The organism is Micromonospora sp. LOL_025, assembly GCF_048060285.1.
Classification (GTDB): domain Bacteria; phylum Actinomycetota; class Actinomycetes; order Mycobacteriales; family Micromonosporaceae; genus Micromonospora.
Genome location: NZ_JBHMIR010000004.1, coordinates 266727 through 280981 on the forward strand (window position 1 = coordinate 266727; position 14255 = coordinate 280981).

The 14255-nt window shown below is 72.6% G+C and carries 14 protein-coding genes, 1 tRNA gene and 1 riboswitch; of the genes, 8 read left to right on the forward strand and 7 right to left on the reverse strand.

Annotated features, from left to right (window positions below; translation table 11 throughout):
* Nucleotides 1–12: 12 nt before the first annotated feature.
* Nucleotides 13–2037: an N-acetylmuramoyl-L-alanine amidase gene (locus ACFHW0_RS08060; RefSeq protein WP_416606533.1), complete on the reverse strand. Its 2025-nt coding sequence runs from the start codon at nt 2035–2037 to the stop codon at nt 13–15.
* Between the two features lie 238 nt (nt 2038–2275).
* Nucleotides 2276–2409, forward strand: a riboswitch (cyclic di-AMP (ydaO/yuaA leader).
* A 12-nt stretch (nt 2410–2421) separates the two neighbouring features.
* Here ACFHW0_RS08060 and ACFHW0_RS08065 point away from each other — a divergent pair.
* Nucleotides 2422–3462, forward strand: coding sequence for an NlpC/P60 family protein (locus ACFHW0_RS08065; RefSeq protein WP_416606535.1), 1041 nt, complete (start codon nt 2422–2424; stop codon nt 3460–3462).
* A gap of 55 nt (nt 3463–3517) precedes the next feature.
* Here ACFHW0_RS08065 and dcd read toward each other — a convergent pair whose 3' ends face one another.
* Entirely contained in the window at nt 3518–4096 is a 579-nt protein-coding gene (dcd, locus tag ACFHW0_RS08070; protein WP_121397319.1) for a dCTP deaminase, read from the reverse strand.
* A 78-nt stretch (nt 4097–4174) separates the two neighbouring features.
* Here dcd and ACFHW0_RS08075 point away from each other — a divergent pair, with 78 nt between their 5' ends.
* Nucleotides 4175–4726: a pyridoxamine 5'-phosphate oxidase family protein gene (locus ACFHW0_RS08075; protein ID WP_416606538.1), complete on the forward strand. Its 552-nt coding sequence runs from the start codon at nt 4175–4177 to the stop codon at nt 4724–4726.
* Nucleotides 4727–4866: 140 nt separating this feature from the next.
* Here the strand turns inward: ACFHW0_RS08075 and ACFHW0_RS08080 are convergent, their stop codons facing one another.
* Nucleotides 4867–5853: a zinc metalloprotease gene (locus ACFHW0_RS08080; protein ID WP_416606540.1), complete on the reverse strand. Its 987-nt coding sequence runs from the start codon at nt 5851–5853 to the stop codon at nt 4867–4869.
* A gap of 342 nt (nt 5854–6195) precedes the next feature.
* Here ACFHW0_RS08080 and ACFHW0_RS08085 point away from each other — a divergent pair.
* The 4 genes from ACFHW0_RS08085 (at nt 6196) to ACFHW0_RS08100 (ending at nt 9472) form a co-directional block, all read left to right on the forward strand.
* Nucleotides 6196–6269, forward strand: a tRNA-Gly gene (locus tag ACFHW0_RS08085).
* Between the two features lie 189 nt (nt 6270–6458).
* A complete protein-coding gene (locus tag ACFHW0_RS08090; protein ID WP_416606542.1) occupies nt 6459–6755 on the forward strand; it encodes a hypothetical protein in 297 nt (98 codons plus the stop codon).
* Nucleotides 6756–7539: 784 nt separating this feature from the next.
* Nucleotides 7540–8481, forward strand: a complete 942-nt coding sequence (locus ACFHW0_RS08095) for a hypothetical protein (protein WP_416606544.1) — start codon at nt 7540–7542, stop codon at nt 8479–8481.
* A 289-nt stretch (nt 8482–8770) separates the two neighbouring features.
* Entirely contained in the window at nt 8771–9472 is a 702-nt protein-coding gene (locus ACFHW0_RS08100; protein WP_416606547.1) for an SAM-dependent methyltransferase, read from the forward strand.
* Between the two features lie 151 nt (nt 9473–9623).
* On the opposite strand, the gene ACFHW0_RS08105 is transcribed toward ACFHW0_RS08100, so the two are convergent.
* Complete coding sequence (locus ACFHW0_RS08105; protein ID WP_416606550.1) at nt 9624–10139, reverse strand: nucleotidyltransferase domain-containing protein; 516 nt, start codon at nt 10137–10139, stop codon at nt 9624–9626.
* 193 nt (nt 10140–10332) lie between these two features.
* Here ACFHW0_RS08105 and ACFHW0_RS08110 point away from each other — a divergent pair, with 193 nt between their 5' ends.
* On the forward strand, nt 10333–11112 hold the full coding sequence (locus ACFHW0_RS08110; protein ID WP_416606552.1) for a DUF4253 domain-containing protein: 780 nt from the start codon (nt 10333–10335) through the stop codon (nt 11110–11112).
* Between the two features lie 33 nt (nt 11113–11145).
* Here ACFHW0_RS08110 and ACFHW0_RS08115 read toward each other — a convergent pair whose 3' ends face one another.
* Nucleotides 11146–12243 carry a hypothetical protein gene (locus ACFHW0_RS08115; RefSeq protein ID WP_416606555.1) on the reverse strand — a complete coding sequence of 366 codons (1098 nt, stop codon included), beginning with the start codon at nt 12241–12243 and terminating at the stop codon, nt 11146–11148.
* Between the two features lie 125 nt (nt 12244–12368).
* Complete coding sequence (locus tag ACFHW0_RS08120; RefSeq protein ID WP_416606722.1) at nt 12369–12689, reverse strand: PadR family transcriptional regulator; 321 nt, start codon at nt 12687–12689, stop codon at nt 12369–12371.
* 111 nt (nt 12690–12800) lie between these two features.
* Between ACFHW0_RS08120 and ACFHW0_RS08125 the strand changes: the two genes are divergently transcribed.
* On the forward strand, nt 12801–13682 hold the full coding sequence (locus ACFHW0_RS08125; RefSeq protein ID WP_416606557.1) for an LLM class flavin-dependent oxidoreductase: 882 nt from the start codon (nt 12801–12803) through the stop codon (nt 13680–13682).
* Between the two features lie 76 nt (nt 13683–13758).
* Here ACFHW0_RS08125 and ACFHW0_RS08130 read toward each other — a convergent pair whose 3' ends face one another.
* The gene (locus ACFHW0_RS08130) at nt 13759–14190 is read right to left on the reverse strand and encodes an ASCH domain-containing protein (protein ID WP_121399144.1); all 432 of its coding nucleotides are present in this window, start codon (nt 14188–14190) and stop codon (nt 13759–13761) included.
* Between the last annotated feature and the right edge of the window lie 65 nt (nt 14191–14255).

The following is a 14255-nucleotide window of genomic DNA, read 5'->3' on the forward strand; positions in this document are numbered from 1 at the left end:
GTGCGGGTGGGATCAGCGGGGCGCGCCCAGCGGGGACGGCACCAGGTTCACGTCGTCCAGGTTGACGTACATGATCCGGTGACCGAACTGGACCTGCACGTACCTGTTGTCGCCCCGGACGACCGTCCGGTCGTGGGGGGCGGAGCCGTCGAACGTGGTGGCCCGGTAGTACTCGCCGGGGAGCAGGTTGCCGACGGCGTACCGCTGGCCGGCCGAGAGGGTGTACTGCAGCGGCGAGATCGTCTGGTACGGGACGCCCTCCGGGTACGCGGCCTGCTCCGGGTAGGCCCGGCCGTACACCGGGATGGTGGCCTTACCGGCCTTCGGGGTCACCACGAGCCCGACGGACCATTTCGCCGTCGGCTTGGCGGCGGGGTTGTGGAACCACCCCTTCTGGCCGAGGTACCAGATCGCGGTCCAGTCGCCCTGCACCTCGGCCAGCGCGTACGTCTGTCCGGCCGAGACCCGGGCGCCGTGGTCGGAGACGTACGTGGTGTTCGGGGTGCCGTCGGGTCGCAGCGCGATGTCGTTGAGCAGCGGCGCGTCGTGGCTCGGCGCGTTGTGCAGGAACAGCGCCGAGGAGCCGCGCAGCGGGCAGGGGGCGGTCGCCGGGGGCGGGTTCGGCACGCCCGGGGGCTGCCGGTTGCAGCCGGTGAAGGGCGGCTGGTTGGTGGCGAAGTCCGGGTCGATGGTGACCAGCCCGGTGCGGTGCGTGCCGGTCGAGAAGAACGGCGCCTTGAGCAGGTCGAAATAGTGCGACCAGTTCCAGTACGGTCCCGGGTCCCAGTGCATGCCGCGCACGTTCGCGGCGACGGTGCCGGGGACGTTGTCGTGACCGATGATGTGGTTGCGGTCCAGCGGGATGTTGTACGCCCGCGCCAGGTGGCGGACCAGCTTGGCCGAGGTGCGGTACATCGCCTCGGTGTACCAGGTGCCGTGCCCGGCGAAGCCCTCGTGCTCCAGGCCGATGGACTTGGAGTTCACGTACCAGTTGCCGGCGTGCCAGCCGACGTTCTTGGTCTTGATGTGCTGGGCGATGTGCCCGTCCACCGAGCGCAGGGTGTAGTGCCAGCCCACCCGCTTCGGGTCCTTGACCAGGTTGACGCTGGGACCGAAGTAGCCCTCGGTGTCGTGGATGACGATGTACTCGATCTTCTGCTGCGCGGGCCGGTTCCCCAGGTCGTGGTTGCCGTAGTCGCCCACCGTGGGGCCGTACTGCTGGTAGGGGGCCGGGATCCACTCGCAGGAGATGTCGCTCGGGCACTCAAGGCCGTCCGGCCGGGTGAGCTTGCGCAGGCGCAGCCGGTCCAGCCAGGAGCGGTCGGGCTGGATCGCGCGGCCGGCCAGCGTGACCCGCTGCCCGTCGTCGGTCACCCGGCTGTCGCCCGTGGCGATGGTGGCGTACACCTCGTTGGCGAAGGCCGCCGCGGCGTCGGCGCTGTCCGCGCCGGAGTACCGGGCCACCGCGCCGTACCAGGCCGCCGGGTCGGTGTCGGCGCCGACCGGGGCGCCGATCTCCTTCTGGTACGCGGCCAGCAGCGCCGCGCCGCCCCGGATGTTCGCCGTGACGTCCGTCCGCAGCGACTCCTCGCTGGCGCCGGTCAGGTCGGCGGCGGCGTCGACGGTCCGCAGTGCGGCCTCGGCGGGCGGCGGAGCGGCCGGCGGCTCGTGGGCCTCGGCCAGGGACGGGCGGGAGTCGTCGCCGCGCGGGTCCTCGGTGCCCTCGTCGTGGTGCGTGCCGCCGGACAGGGCGGCGACGTGTTCGGCGTCGGTGAGGTGCATCGGTCCGTAGCCGCCGCTGGTGCTGGGCGTGCCGGCGTTGGTGTCCCAGCGGGACTGCAGGTAGGAGACCCCGAGCAGGACGCTCTCCGGCACGCCGTACTCGGCCGCCGCGGCCGCGTACTGCTGCTGCCGGTCGTCCACCGGCGCTGCTGCGGCGGCGGATCCGGCGGCGGTGAGCGGCGTCGCGGCCATGGCGGCGGCCATGGCGGCGGCCAGCAGGACGCGTCTGCTCCTCGATGTCGCTGACAGGTGCATCAGACCCCCAGTTCGGACGGGCAAAGGTGGGGTCACCTTCGCCCCGTCCGCCGCCTCCGGTCAATACCTTTCCGTCAGACACTTCATGAGGAAGGAAATCTTCGTCGCCCGGGTTGCGGATTCGTCCGGCGCGGGTGGGCACGGAGTGTCACCGTCCGCAGGGTTGCGGATCGATAACGGTCGTCTCTACTCTGGTCATTCGTCGGCCGGTGACAATCCGTCCAACCAGGGCGGTGACGGTCCGACACCGCCGAGTCGCTCCCGAGCGAGCCGGGGACCCAGGTTCCCCGGGGTGAATCCGCGATCCTGCGGTAGGGCGCCCCTTCCCGCCCGAACCCGTCAGCTAACCCGGTAGGCGGTCCGGAAGAAGGAGTACGAAGCCCGGTGGCACACCATGCCCCGCGGCCACCGTCGACCCGGTCGGCCCTCGCCGACCCGGTGACGGCTGCGCCGCGCCCACGCTGGTACCGCTGCACCACCGCCCTCGCCGCCCTGGCCGCGTTCGCCGTCGTCCTGACCGGCGGCGCCACGGCGGCCCACGCCGAACCGACGGTCGCCGAGATCGAACGGCAGATCGACGAGGACTGGAACAAGCTCGAACCGGTCATCGAACGGCACAACGCCACCCGACAGGACCTGGCCGCCAGGCGGAAGCAGGCCGACGCGCTCGCCGCGCAGATCGGGCCGCTGGAGAAGCAGGTCGACCAGGCGATGGAGAAGGTGGGCGCGCTGGCCGCCCGCGCCTACAAGGGCGAGAACGTCTCCGCCGTCAACGCCCTGCTGGGCAGCCGCTCACCGAGCGAGATGGTCGGGCAACTCGAACTGCTCGACCGGTTCGCCCAGCACCAGCAGCAGGACGTGCGGCAGGTCGCCGAGCTGCGCGACCGGCTGGCCGCCCGGAAGGCGCCGCTGGACGAGATGGTCGTCCAGCTCAGCCGCACCGAGGCCCAGCTCGCGGCGAAGAAGAAGCAGATCAACGCCGAGATCGACCGGTTGCAGAAGCTGCGGCTGCGGATCTACGGCAACGGCGGTGGCGGGCCGCTGCGCCCCGCGCCCTGCCCCGCCAGCTATCCCGGCGGCGCGGCCGGCACCGCCGTGAAGTTCGCCTGCGCGCAGATCGGCAAGCCCTACGTCTGGGGCGCCGAGGGTCCGAACTCGTACGACTGCTCCGGCCTGATGCTCGCCGCCTGGGCCAAGGCCGGGGTCTCGCTGCCGCACAACGCCGCGCAGCAGCGCCGGGCCACCGCGACCGTCAGCCGGGGGGAGTTGCGCCCGGGTGACCTCGTCTTCTACTACAGCGACCTGCACCACGTCGGCATGTACGTCGGCGGGGGCTGGGTGGTGCACGCCTCCCGCGCCGGGGTGCCGATCAAGATGAAGAAGGTCGACGACGGCCCGATCCACAGCTACGGCCGACCCGGCTGAGGCACGCGGGGGGCCCTGCCCGGCGGGGGCCCTCCGCAGGCCCGCTAGGTCCGGGTCAGCGGGTCGGCCACGTGCGCCAGTGCTGCCAGGAACGGCTCGGGGTCGGCCCGCGCTGCCCCTGGTAGCGCGAGCCGTAGACGGCCGAGCCGTACGGGTGCTGCGCCGGCGACGAGAGCCGGAAGATGCAGAGCTGCCCGATCTTCATGCCCGGCCAGAGGGTGATCGGCAGGTTGGCCACGTTGGACAGTTCGAGGGTCACGTGACCGGAGAAGCCCGGGTCGATGAAGCCCGCCGTGGAGTGGGTGAGCAGGCCGAGCCGGCCCAGGGAGCTCTTCCCTTCGAGGCGGCCGGCGAGCTGGTCGCCGAGCGTGATCACCTCCAGCGTCGAGGCGAGCACGAACTCGCCCGGATGCAGCACGTACGGCTCGCCCTCCGGCACCTCGACCATCGACGTCAGGTCGTCCTGCTGCTGCGCGGGGTCGATGTGGGTGTAGAGGTGGTTGTTGAAGACCCGAAAGAGCTTGTCCAGGCGTACGTCGATGCTGGACGGTTGCACCAGCGCGGGCTCGAACGGCTCCAGCGCGAGCGTGCCCGCCTCGATCTCGGAGGCCAGGTCGCGGTCGGAGAGCAGCATCCGCACACCTTAGCGAGCGACACGGGTGACCTGCGTGTCGGAGTGCGTGTTCGAACGTTTGTTCGATAGAATGCCCGCATGGCTTCCTGGTCCGAATTCGCCGCCGACGAGCCCCGCCTCGCCGACGGGATCCGCCTTCTCATGCAGCAGTACGGGCCGGGCTTCGGCTACCTGGCCACCGTCCGCGCCGACGGCGGTCCCCGGGTGCACCCGGTCTCCCCGGTGATCACCGACGAGGGGCTCTTCTGCTTCGTCGTCGACTCGCCCAAGCGGCGCGACCTGGAGCGCGACGGCCGCTACGCGCTGCACTCCTTCCCGCCGGAGGAGAGCGACGACGAAGCCTACGTCGCCGGCCACGCCCAACCGGTGACCGATCCGGCCCGGGTCGCCCGGCTGGCCCACAGCCACCGGGCCGCGCCGCAGGTCGACTGGCGGGTCTTCGAGTTCACCGTCGACGTGGCGATGCTGGCCCGCCGCGAGTCCGGCGTCGCGGGCGGCGCCGGCGAGGGACACGGCCGGCCCGCCGTCCAGGTGTGGCTCGACCCCCACGCGGCAGCCACCGGCACCGCGCTCATGCCCGAGACCAGGTCGGGGTGCGCCGGCGACCACGCCGCCCGCCCCGCCGCCTGAGACGCGGTGCGGCGCCCCGGGCCGTCCCCCTCCGGGGCGCCGCACCGTGACCACCGCCGCGCCCCCGTGTGCCCGGCCGCACAGACACCGGTGCCGGCCCCGTCGAGCGAGGCCGGCACCGGTGCGGTCGTACGGCGGAACTACGCCGCGCGGTAGGCGTTCCAGGCGGTCAGCATGCGGCTGGCCTGCCCGGCGGTGAACTGGTACATGCAGGAGTCGTAGCTGTAGTCCATGAAGTTGGTGATCGGGTCGACGCCGGGCGCGGTGCAGGTGTCGCGCCCGGTCGGGCAGCCGGAGGCCGGCGACGCCTCGGCGGCGGTGTCGCTGACGCTGTCGCCCGAGCCGGAGCAGCCGCCCTGGAAGGTGTGGTAGAGGTTCAGCCAGTGGCCGACCTCGTGGGTGCCCGTGTCGCCCTGGTTGTAGTTGGTGGCGGTGCCGCCCGGCAGCGACTCGCTCAGCACGACGACGCCGTCCATGCTGCTGAGCTTCCGGGTCGGGAAGGTCGCCCAGCCGAGCAGGCTGTCGCTCAGCTCGCCCAGGTAGATGTTGAGGGTGTTCTTGCCGCCCGTGCGCAGCGAGGTCTTCATCGACCGCTCCGCCGAGGAACCCTGCACGATCGGGTACCACGACGGGTTCGTCACCCGGTTGATCTTCTGGAGCTGGAAGCTGAACGCGGTGGACGCGCCGCCGGTCGCCCCGCTGAACGACTGGTTCAGCACGCTGATCTGCGAGTTGATCAGCGAGTCGGGGATGTTGCCGCCGGCCCGGGTGCTGTTCTCCTGGATCACGTGCACCACCACGGGAATGGTGACGGTGGCGGCCATCGTGGAGGCGCCGGCGCCGGCGCGGAACCGCGCCCGCTCGCGCAGGGCGGCGGCCAGGTCGGCCTCGCGCTCGCGGGTCTCCGCGAGGGTCAGCTCGTTCGGCTCGTGCTCGGCGCCGCCGCCGGGCTTGACGCGGGCGTCCGAGTGGACGTCGGCCGGCTCGACGCAGACCTCGGTCGGGGCGGCGGAGAAGGCCGAAGCGGCCGGCACGACGCCCACGGCGGCGGTGCTGAGCAGCAGCGCGAGGGTCGTCGACGCGACACCGGCCGTACGCCGGGTCAGCAGGTTGGGACGGAGTCCCATGGGCCCACCTCTTTCTGGCGGCGCGACAGGGGGTGTGTCACGCCGTGGCTGGAACGTTGGGCAGACGTTACAACCGATCGAGGTATTTGAAAACGCCCATATGTTGCCGCGGTGGAACTTTTTCCTGGCGGTACGCGTTTCATGATCGACGTGCGGCGATGGCGAACGCGGCTCGCGGTCCCGGTTCGGACCAGAACGGTGGCGCGGCGCGGCGGTGGCGCGGCGATCTTGGTGAGTTCGGGCCCCTATGGGGGCCGTTTGCTGCCAAGATCGGGGCGCGGGTGGTGTCGGAGGGGTGCCTGGGTGCACCGGCGTGACGACTCAGGTACAGTGGTGCCGCCTGCGGGTGTAGTTCAATGGCAGAACATCAGCTTCCCAAGCTGACAGTGCGGGTTCGATTCCCGTCACCCGCTCCACGCGAGAGGCCCTGGTCAGGACGCGAGCCCCGACCAGGGCCTTCGGCGTTCCGAAGCCAACGATCATGTCGTGTGCCATCAGCCCTGGTCATCCCCAGCTGCCGGCGACCTCCGGTCGGTCATCGGGCGGCCCAGGGCGACGAGGAGATCCGCTAGCTCCCACCGCGAGCGTCCTCGATACTCACGGGCGTGATCGACAAAGACCCTCAGGCCCCATGGCTGCCTCGCGTTCCTCACCCGGCTGACAGCGCGACGCTGCCTATCTACATGGTCATTTTCTTCTTCCTGGGTCTCGCCGGATTCGCCGCACACGGGCTGTCTGACGGCAGGGAAGCACTCGTCATTGCGAGCATCGTCTCGGGGGTGTTCTTCACGTGCTTCCTGATCCTGTTCGCCATCTACTGGACCGGATACCTGCTGAAGGGACACGCCCGCTGGCAAGCCGAGCGGCAGGCTGAGTCCGATGGGCCACCCACGGACCAGTAGCCAGAGGGCTGAGCGGTCACGGGCGGGCACGGGACGCAACCAGACCGGCCACCGGCCGCAGGCTTCTTGCGCACCACGGCCGGTGGAGCCGCCCCTTCGTGCCGACGGCACGGTCACCGCTTGCCGCCGGCCGGAAAGGCGGAGGCCCGCCGGGTGCGACGGTGCTGCCACAGCGCTCCGGCGAGAAACAGGGCTCCCAGCCACAGATCCGGCCAGACGCTCCCTTCCGGCGCGAACACGCGGGCGTCCTTTGCCCAGTTCGACTCCTGGAGGTGAACCACCGTCCGTGGCGGGCCGTGGCCACTACCGGCGCGTGGGCCAAGCTGCCCAAGCCGCAGCGACGGCACAGAGCATCAGGCATGCGAACAGGCAACTCAGCGCGCCGCAGAGCACCGCGCCGAGGGCTCCCAGACCCTCCACGGGCGTGATCGTATGCGCTGAGCCAGCCGTGCCCGGCGCCAGCGGACGACCACGACGCCGGACTCATGAAGGCCTTCCGGGGGTGGCCCGCGCCAGCCCGGCCGCTTCACGTGGAGAAACCACCCACGTCCAGCAACCAGACCGGGCGCCCGACGGGCAGGTCCGGCCTCTGCTCCGTCGCCGCCCGATCCGGCCACGGTCGGGGCAGTGGAGGAACGGCAGGCAGGTGGAACGGCGGCCGGGAGCCGAGTGCGCCCGTTTTGCCCCGTGGGACAGCGCAGCCGGAACCGGCTTGGCTATGTTGCTCATCCAGCGCGCGTCCACTACGACGCGTGATGAAACACGGGGGAAGATACGTCTCAGCATGTCCATCACTCTGTCCACCGGACGCCGCATCGCCGCGGTCGCGGTCGGCCTGGCCGTCGCCCTGATCGGCACCACGGCCCCGGCCGCAGCCGCGCCGCACAAGTCCAGCACCGGCACGCTGTCCATCACGGCGGGGCAGTTGGTCCTGGAGCCGACCGACCAGGGCTACGTCGGCACCCTCAACGCCACGGTCACCAACAACAGCCCGACCGCCAGCTTCTACAGCTTGTCCTTTCTCGAACCGGCCGGAGCCGCGGATGGTCGCGTCTATCCCGAGGACGCCTGCGTGTGGCTGGGTACGGTCGGCATCCGCACCATGCAGAACTGCGGCAACGGGAGCGGCGAACTGGCACCCGGCGCCAGTCGGGCGCACAGCGTCCGGTTCCACGTCCGGACGACCCCGCGCGACTACCCGATGGTCGTCGGCGACAGCTGGATCGGCGTGGTGGGGAACGGCGATCAGGACCCGGTCGAGCGGGCCTCGTTCACGACCCTCTTCCGCTCCACGAAGGGCAAGATCACCAATCCGCGTCCGTACGTGCAGGCGACCCAGACCGACGTCTCGTTGAGCGCGAACGCGGTCAGGCTCGACCGGCTGTCCGACGGGAGCCTCCTGGGCCGCATGCCGCTGACCGTCCGGTACGGCAACGACGCGCCCTCGTTCGGGCTGAACGTCATCGCCGACCTGCCGGCCGGCGTGGTGGTGGACCACATCGAGCCGCAGGACATGCCGAGTTCCTGGGACTGGTTCACCGTGCCGGGCGGCCGGTTCGTGCCGGGCGAGGCGCGCACGTTCGACGTCATCCTCACCGCGCCGGCCGGCACGCCGGCGGGTGAACTGGGCACGGGCTCGTACACGTTCCACTCGGACTTCATCACCAGCCTGACCGACGTGAACCCGGCGGACGACACCACCTCGTTCACCATCACGGCCAGCTGAAGACGGTGCCGTGCGAGGGCCCGGAACCATGCGGATCCGGGCCCTTCGGCGTCCCGGTGGGCGTTGCCGCAGGCGAGCGCGCACCGGTCGGCGGTCGAAAGCGGCCGGCTCCCGTACCGCTGAGGCCAGGCAACCGGCTCCCCGGGTCGCGACCGATGGGCGGTCCAAGCCGCACACGCGGGTCCGATTTCCGTCTCCCCTCCACATCGAGGGCTCTGACCAGGACGGGAGCGCCGACCGTCGGGTTCGGTGCCCCTCGGGCACGGGCCCACTGTCGTACCGTGTGCCGGTGAACAGCCAGGATCGCAGTACGTACCTGGCCGCCGCCGCGGCCAATTTGACCTTCAATTCGCCGCTCGGCGAGGAGCGGGTAGCGGACCTGGTCCGGCGACTGGCCCCCACCGGGGCGGGTTGGCGAGCCCTGGACCTGGGCTGTGGCAACGGCGAGCTGCTCCTGCGGCTGTGCGCGGCCCACGGCATCGCCGGCGACGGCGTGGAGCGCGACGCCGAGCAGGCCCGGCTGCGGGCGACGGAGCGGGGAGCCTCCGACCAGGTCACGTTCCACAGCGCTGACGCGGCCACCTGGGACCGGCCCGCCCACCTCGTCGTCAATGTCGGGGCCGGCCACATCTGGGGCGACGCCGCGCGAGCCCTCGCCGCGCTGCACCGGCTCACCCTGCCCGGCGGCAGACTGCTGTTCGCCGACGGTCTCTACCAGGCCAGCCCCGGCGAGCAGGTCCGCGAGACCTTCGGCGACATGCCCGACCTGGCCGGCCTGGCCCAGCTCGCCGTGGACGCGGGGTTCCGACCGCTGCACGTCGCCGTGTCCACCCTCGCCGAGTGGGACGACTTCGAGTCCGACTGGCGTGCGGGCATCGAACGCCTCGGCACGCCGGAGGCGCGCGCGTTCGCCGACGAGCGGCGCGTCGAATACCTCACCGGCTACCGCGACGTCGTCGGCTTCGGATGGCTGATCCTGACGCCGGCCTGAGCACCAGACCGCTCCGCGACGTCGATGGTCCCGGGTGCGGACCGGGGTCCGGGCTGGAGCCGCACCGGCCAGCCCCGACACCGAAGCCGGGGCAGCCGGTGGACCACCTCGGACGGTCCGGCGAAGTCCACGGTCCGGAGGGGCCGCCGGCTCAGGGTCTCCGCTCGTCGCCGGGTGCCGGGCGCGCGGCGAGGCGGTGCAGCCAGGCGAGGTCGGCGCGGTCCACGTCGCGCGGCTCGTAGCCGCTGTGGAACAGCAGTTGCTGGGCGACCGAGATGCAGTCGACCCGGCGACCGGCGATGGCGCCGGTGGTGAAGCAGCCCTTCGGCCAGCGGAAGCTGCCGCCGTCGAGGCCGGCCTGGTGGCCGTCGCCGACCTCGTCGAACGTGAGCGGATGCAGGTCGACCCGCCCCCGCCCGTCGGCGACGACCTCGACGCGGACCGGCCGCCAGTCGGTCTCGACGACGTAGCCGAGCCGGCCGAGAGCCCTCATCGCCGCGGCTTCCTGCTCCGCGGCGATGGCCAGGTCCAGGTCGCGGTGCGTACGCGTCTGGTGTCCGACGAGCGCGTCGACGCCCCATCCACCGCCGACCCAGGCCCGGCACCCGGCATCGGTGAGAGCGGCCAGGACGGCGTGGACCTCGTCGGCGTCCATGTCGGCGGTCATGACCAAGTTCTAACCCCTGCGGGCAGGGCTGAGCCACCGAAATTCACCGCCGGCCGGACGGCGGCGGGAGCCGCGTTCACGCCGAGCATCGACGGCGACCGGGTGTTCCCGCGGCGAGCCGTACGGGCCCCGGTCGGTCCGGGGCCTTGCGCGAGGGCCGGGATTGGTCGTACGGGCCGCCTACGCTCTCGCCGTGACTCCGGACCTCTCCCAGTTGCTGAATTCGCTACCGCCCGGGGCACTGCCGCCCGGCCGCACGGTCGAGCCGGAGGACGGCGGACCGCCGCCCTACTGGCTCAGCGACGCCCCCGCCGAACCGGGACTGTGGGCGCGGATGCGGGCGCTGCATCCGGAGTCCGGGCTGTGGCCGCTGCTGCTGAGCGGGTTGTCGAGCGACGAGAGCCGCCCGTGGGCCGACGGCGAGGTCCGTCCGGCCGACACGTCGTCGCCGGAGCGCCACGACGTCACGGAACTACTGGCCCGATGGTGGGCCGGCTGCACGACGGTCGACGAGGACGAGACGTCGGCCGCCAGGGCCCCGTACGGCCGGAACTGGCCCGGTCTCGTCAGGCCCGGCGACCTGACGGAGGCGCCCGACGAGCTCGCCGACGAGTGCGCGGAGTTCCTGGCGGACGGGCGGACGCGTCTCGGGCTCGTGCCGGCCACCCGCAGCGCGGACACCCTGGCCGTGGTGGGTTGGTCCGGACCGACGAACCACACCGGTGACGCCGGGGAGATCTCGGCGGTGCTGCGCAGCTGGGAGGACCGGTTCGGCGTACGGGTGGTCGGCGTCGGGTTCGCCACCCTGAACCTCACCGTCGCCGCCCCACCGATGTCCACCGGGCACGCCCTGGCGGTCGCGGCCGAGCACTTCGCCTTCTGTCCGGACAACATCTGGCAGGGCGCCGGCTCGCTGACCGCCTATGCCGAGGAACTCCTCGGCATGCACTCCTGGTCGTTCTGGTGGGACTGACGGCGGTCGCTCCGCCGGATGATGCCCCGGCGGTCAGCCGACGGCGGTCGTCGGCAGTGGGCTGCGCCGGGGCAGGGCGGCCAGCGCCAGCCCCAGCAGCGCGCTCGCCGCGCCCACCACGAACAGCAGTGAGGCCGCCGGCTGGCCCAGCCACTCCCACAGCGGGTGCCAGGTCGGGTGCGGCTCGCCGCGGTGGTGCCGGAGCAGGCTCGGGGCGGCCAGCAGTACGGGCGTCCACCAGAGGAACAGGGTGATCGCGAGCAGGACGCTGACCGCTCCCCGGGCGGGGTGTCCCGCCTCGGTGCGCCGGCTGGCCCACCCGAAGACCAGCCAGCCGAGGACCGCTCCCCACAGGCTGCCGGCGACGCCGGCCGGCAGCACGGCCGGCGGGGCCGTCCGGCTCAGGGTCAGCGACAGGCTGCTGCCGTCGGGCGAGGGCGGGGAGACGACATGGAGTTGGAGGACCGTGTCGCCGCGCTGGGCGAGCAGGGTGGTGCCGGTGATCGTGATGACCGGGGCGCACGTCTTGTCGACACAGCCCGGGTCGCTGCGGACCATCGGCTCGTACACCTGCCAGCCGGTCTCGCGCAGGCGTCGCTGCGCCAGCGCGAGCGTCTCGTCGGCGGGCATCGGGGGTGTGCCTGTCGTGCCGGCCACGACGGCGCTCTGCTGGTATTCGCCGCCGTCGCCGAGCAGCAGGTTGTCGAGCGCCCGGACGGTGAGCGGCTGGCTGTAGAAGGTGAAGAGCGCCGGCGCCAGGTCGACGTCGCCGAGGTCGTGACCGGGCAGCACGGCGGCGAAGACGGCGGCGGTCTCGGCCCGATCGGGCTGCGGCGGAGAGGTCTCCCAGGCGGCCCGGGTGGCGAGGGCAGCGGTGAACAGGCCACAGACGACGGCGGTGAGGGCGGCCCAGACGCCGACGGTGCGGCTGGCCGGTCGTCCCAGCCGGCAGCGCAGGCCGTGCCGGATCAGGTTGGCGGCCTCGCGCGGCGTGGGCCGGGTGCGGCCCGGCGGCGCCGCGTCCAGCAGGACCCCGACCATCTCCTCGGCCCGGGCCCGCCGGTAGGCGCGGGGGTGGCAGAACAGCAGCCGCCGGTAGCGGCGGGCGAGCGGGTCGCCGGTCGTCGGCATGACTGTCCTTCCGATCGGTACGCACCGGGGGGTGCGGCAGACGGTGGTGCCGGAGCGTGGTGCGGGTGCGGCGGTGCGGTCGTGCTGCCCGGAGGCGGTGGCGCGGGGGCGGGTGAGCGGGACGGTCAGGCGGTGCCGGGGCGGAGCGCGCGCAGCCGGGTCTCGGCGGCGGTCGCGAGCTGGCGCAGCCGGGCGGTCTCGACGTCCAGGGCGCCGATCCCGTCCGGGGTGAGGCGGTAGTAGCGGCGGAGCCGGCCGTCGACGGTCTCCTCGCGGTCGGGCGCGACGAGCCCCTGCGCGTGCAACCGGTCGAGCGCGGCGTAGAGGGTGCCCGGCAGCAGGGTGACGCGCTGCGCGGACAGGACGGTGACCTCGCGGATGATGCCGTAGCCGTGCCGAGGGCCACCGGCGAGTGCGGTGAGGATCAGGAAGGTCGGCTCTCGCATCGCGGTCACGGGCGACACCATATTCAGATCATCGATACATGGTCAAGGTCCGTGCGGACGGCGACGGCCTGGCCCGCCCCGCCCCCCGCCGCGAGGCCTAGGCTGGCGATCATGCGGATTGGCATCGTGATCCTTCCCGACCAGCGTTGGTCCGACTCGCGTCGCCGCTGGTCGCAGGCGGACGAGTGGGGCTTCGACCACGCCTGGACGTACGACCACCTGGGCTGGCGGGACCTGGTCGACGGGCCCTGGTTCGACTCCGTGACCACGCTGACGGCCGCCGCGACGGTGACCTCCCGGATCCGGCTCGGCACGCTGGTCGCCTCGCCGAACTTCCGCCACCCGGCGGCGTTCGCCCGCCAGGTCACCGCGCTCGACGACGTCTCCGGCGGGCGGCTGCTGCTCGGCCTCGGTGCCGGCGGCATCGGCTTCGACTCGGCCGTGCTGGGCGGGGAGACGCTGCCGCCGCGCCAGCGGGTGGACCGGTTCGCCGAGTTCACCGAGCTGCTCGATCTCATCCTGCGCGAGAACGGCACGACCTGGCGCGGGGAGTGGTTCACCGCCGTGGACGCGCGCAACGACCCGGGCTGCGTGCAGACGCCCCGGGTGCCGTTCGTGGTGGCCGCCAACGGGCCCCGGTCGATGCGGCTGGTGGCGCGCTTCGGCCAGGGCTGGGTCACCACCGGGCCCACGGTGGACGACCTGGACAGCTGGTGGGACGGGGTGGCCGAGGCCACCGCCCGGATGGACACGACGCTCGCCGCGGCGGGCCGCGACCCGGGCACCCTGGACCGCTACCTCTCGCTCGACTCCGCGCCGGTCTTCTCGCTGCGCAGCGCCGACTTCTTCGCCGACCAGGTCGGCCGGGCCGCCACCCTCGGCTTCACCGACGTGGTGACCCACTGGCCCCGGGCCAGCAGTTGGTACGCCGGCGACGAGGCCGTCCTGGCGGACGTCGCCACCCGCCTCCTGCCCGAGCTGCGTCGCGCCTGACCGGGCGCGTACCTGGCGCAGGTGGTGCCGGAGGCGTCAGCCCGGCCGGCCCGACGGACGCGTCGAGCCGGCGCGCTCAGGTGCCGAGGTCTCCGGTGGTGATCCCGCCGTCGCCGCCGGAGACCAACCGGAACCGGATGCAGACGACCTCGCTGTCGTCGGTGACGGGGGTGCCCACGCGCGCCCAGTAGGCGGCGTGACCGGCGCGCCACTCCTCGATGGAACGGTCGCCCTCCCCTTCGGAGCGGGCGAAGTCCCACGGCACGTCCGCGAAACGGACCACCTCGACGCCGGTGACCTCCACGACGCCGACCAGCGCGTCCTCGTCGTCGACGAGGGCCAGCCGCTCGCCGGCGTGCTCCAGCTCCTCGCCCTCCTCGGCGTACTCCGTGGTCAGCCCGGCGGTCGCCGTCTTCACCCCGGCGAGCACCAGGGTGTTGAGCCGCGTCCGCAGCTCGCCGGGGGTGCCGAGGGCGAGGGTGCGCAGTCCACCGATCCGAGGCCACATCCTGCCGACGGTACCGTCGCCGTCGATCACCCGTCGTGGCATTTCCGCCCCCACCGTCGGTGTGC

What these genes read in the sequence shown, in the direction of transcription:
- ACFHW0_RS08075 (WP_416606538.1), top strand. Translation starts at nt 4,175, where the DNA reads ATGGCTTCCTGGTCCGAATTCGCCGCCGACGAGCCCCGCCTCGCCGAC.
- ACFHW0_RS08115 (WP_416606555.1), bottom strand. Translation starts at nt 12,243, where the DNA reads ATGCCGACGACCGGCGACCCGCTCGCCCGCCGCTACCGGCGGCTGCTG.
- dcd (WP_121397319.1), bottom strand. Translation starts at nt 4,096, where the DNA reads ATGCTGCTCTCCGACCGCGACCTGGCCTCCGAGATCGAGGCGGGCACG.
- ACFHW0_RS08125 (WP_416606557.1), top strand. Translation starts at nt 12,801, where the DNA reads ATGCGGATTGGCATCGTGATCCTTCCCGACCAGCGTTGGTCCGACTCG.
- ACFHW0_RS08080 (WP_416606540.1), bottom strand. Translation starts at nt 5,853, where the DNA reads ATGGGACTCCGTCCCAACCTGCTGACCCGGCGTACGGCCGGTGTCGCG.
- ACFHW0_RS08095 (WP_416606544.1), top strand. Translation starts at nt 7,540, where the DNA reads ATGTCCATCACTCTGTCCACCGGACGCCGCATCGCCGCGGTCGCGGTC.
- ACFHW0_RS08060 (WP_416606533.1), bottom strand. Translation starts at nt 2,037, where the DNA reads ATGCACCTGTCAGCGACATCGAGGAGCAGACGCGTCCTGCTGGCCGCC.
- ACFHW0_RS08105 (WP_416606550.1), bottom strand. Translation starts at nt 10,139, where the DNA reads ATGACCGCCGACATGGACGCCGACGAGGTCCACGCCGTCCTGGCCGCT.
- ACFHW0_RS08130 (WP_121399144.1), bottom strand. Translation starts at nt 14,190, where the DNA reads ATGTGGCCTCGGATCGGTGGACTGCGCACCCTCGCCCTCGGCACCCCC.
- ACFHW0_RS08120 (WP_416606722.1), bottom strand. Translation starts at nt 12,689, where the DNA reads ATGCGAGAGCCGACCTTCCTGATCCTCACCGCACTCGCCGGTGGCCCT.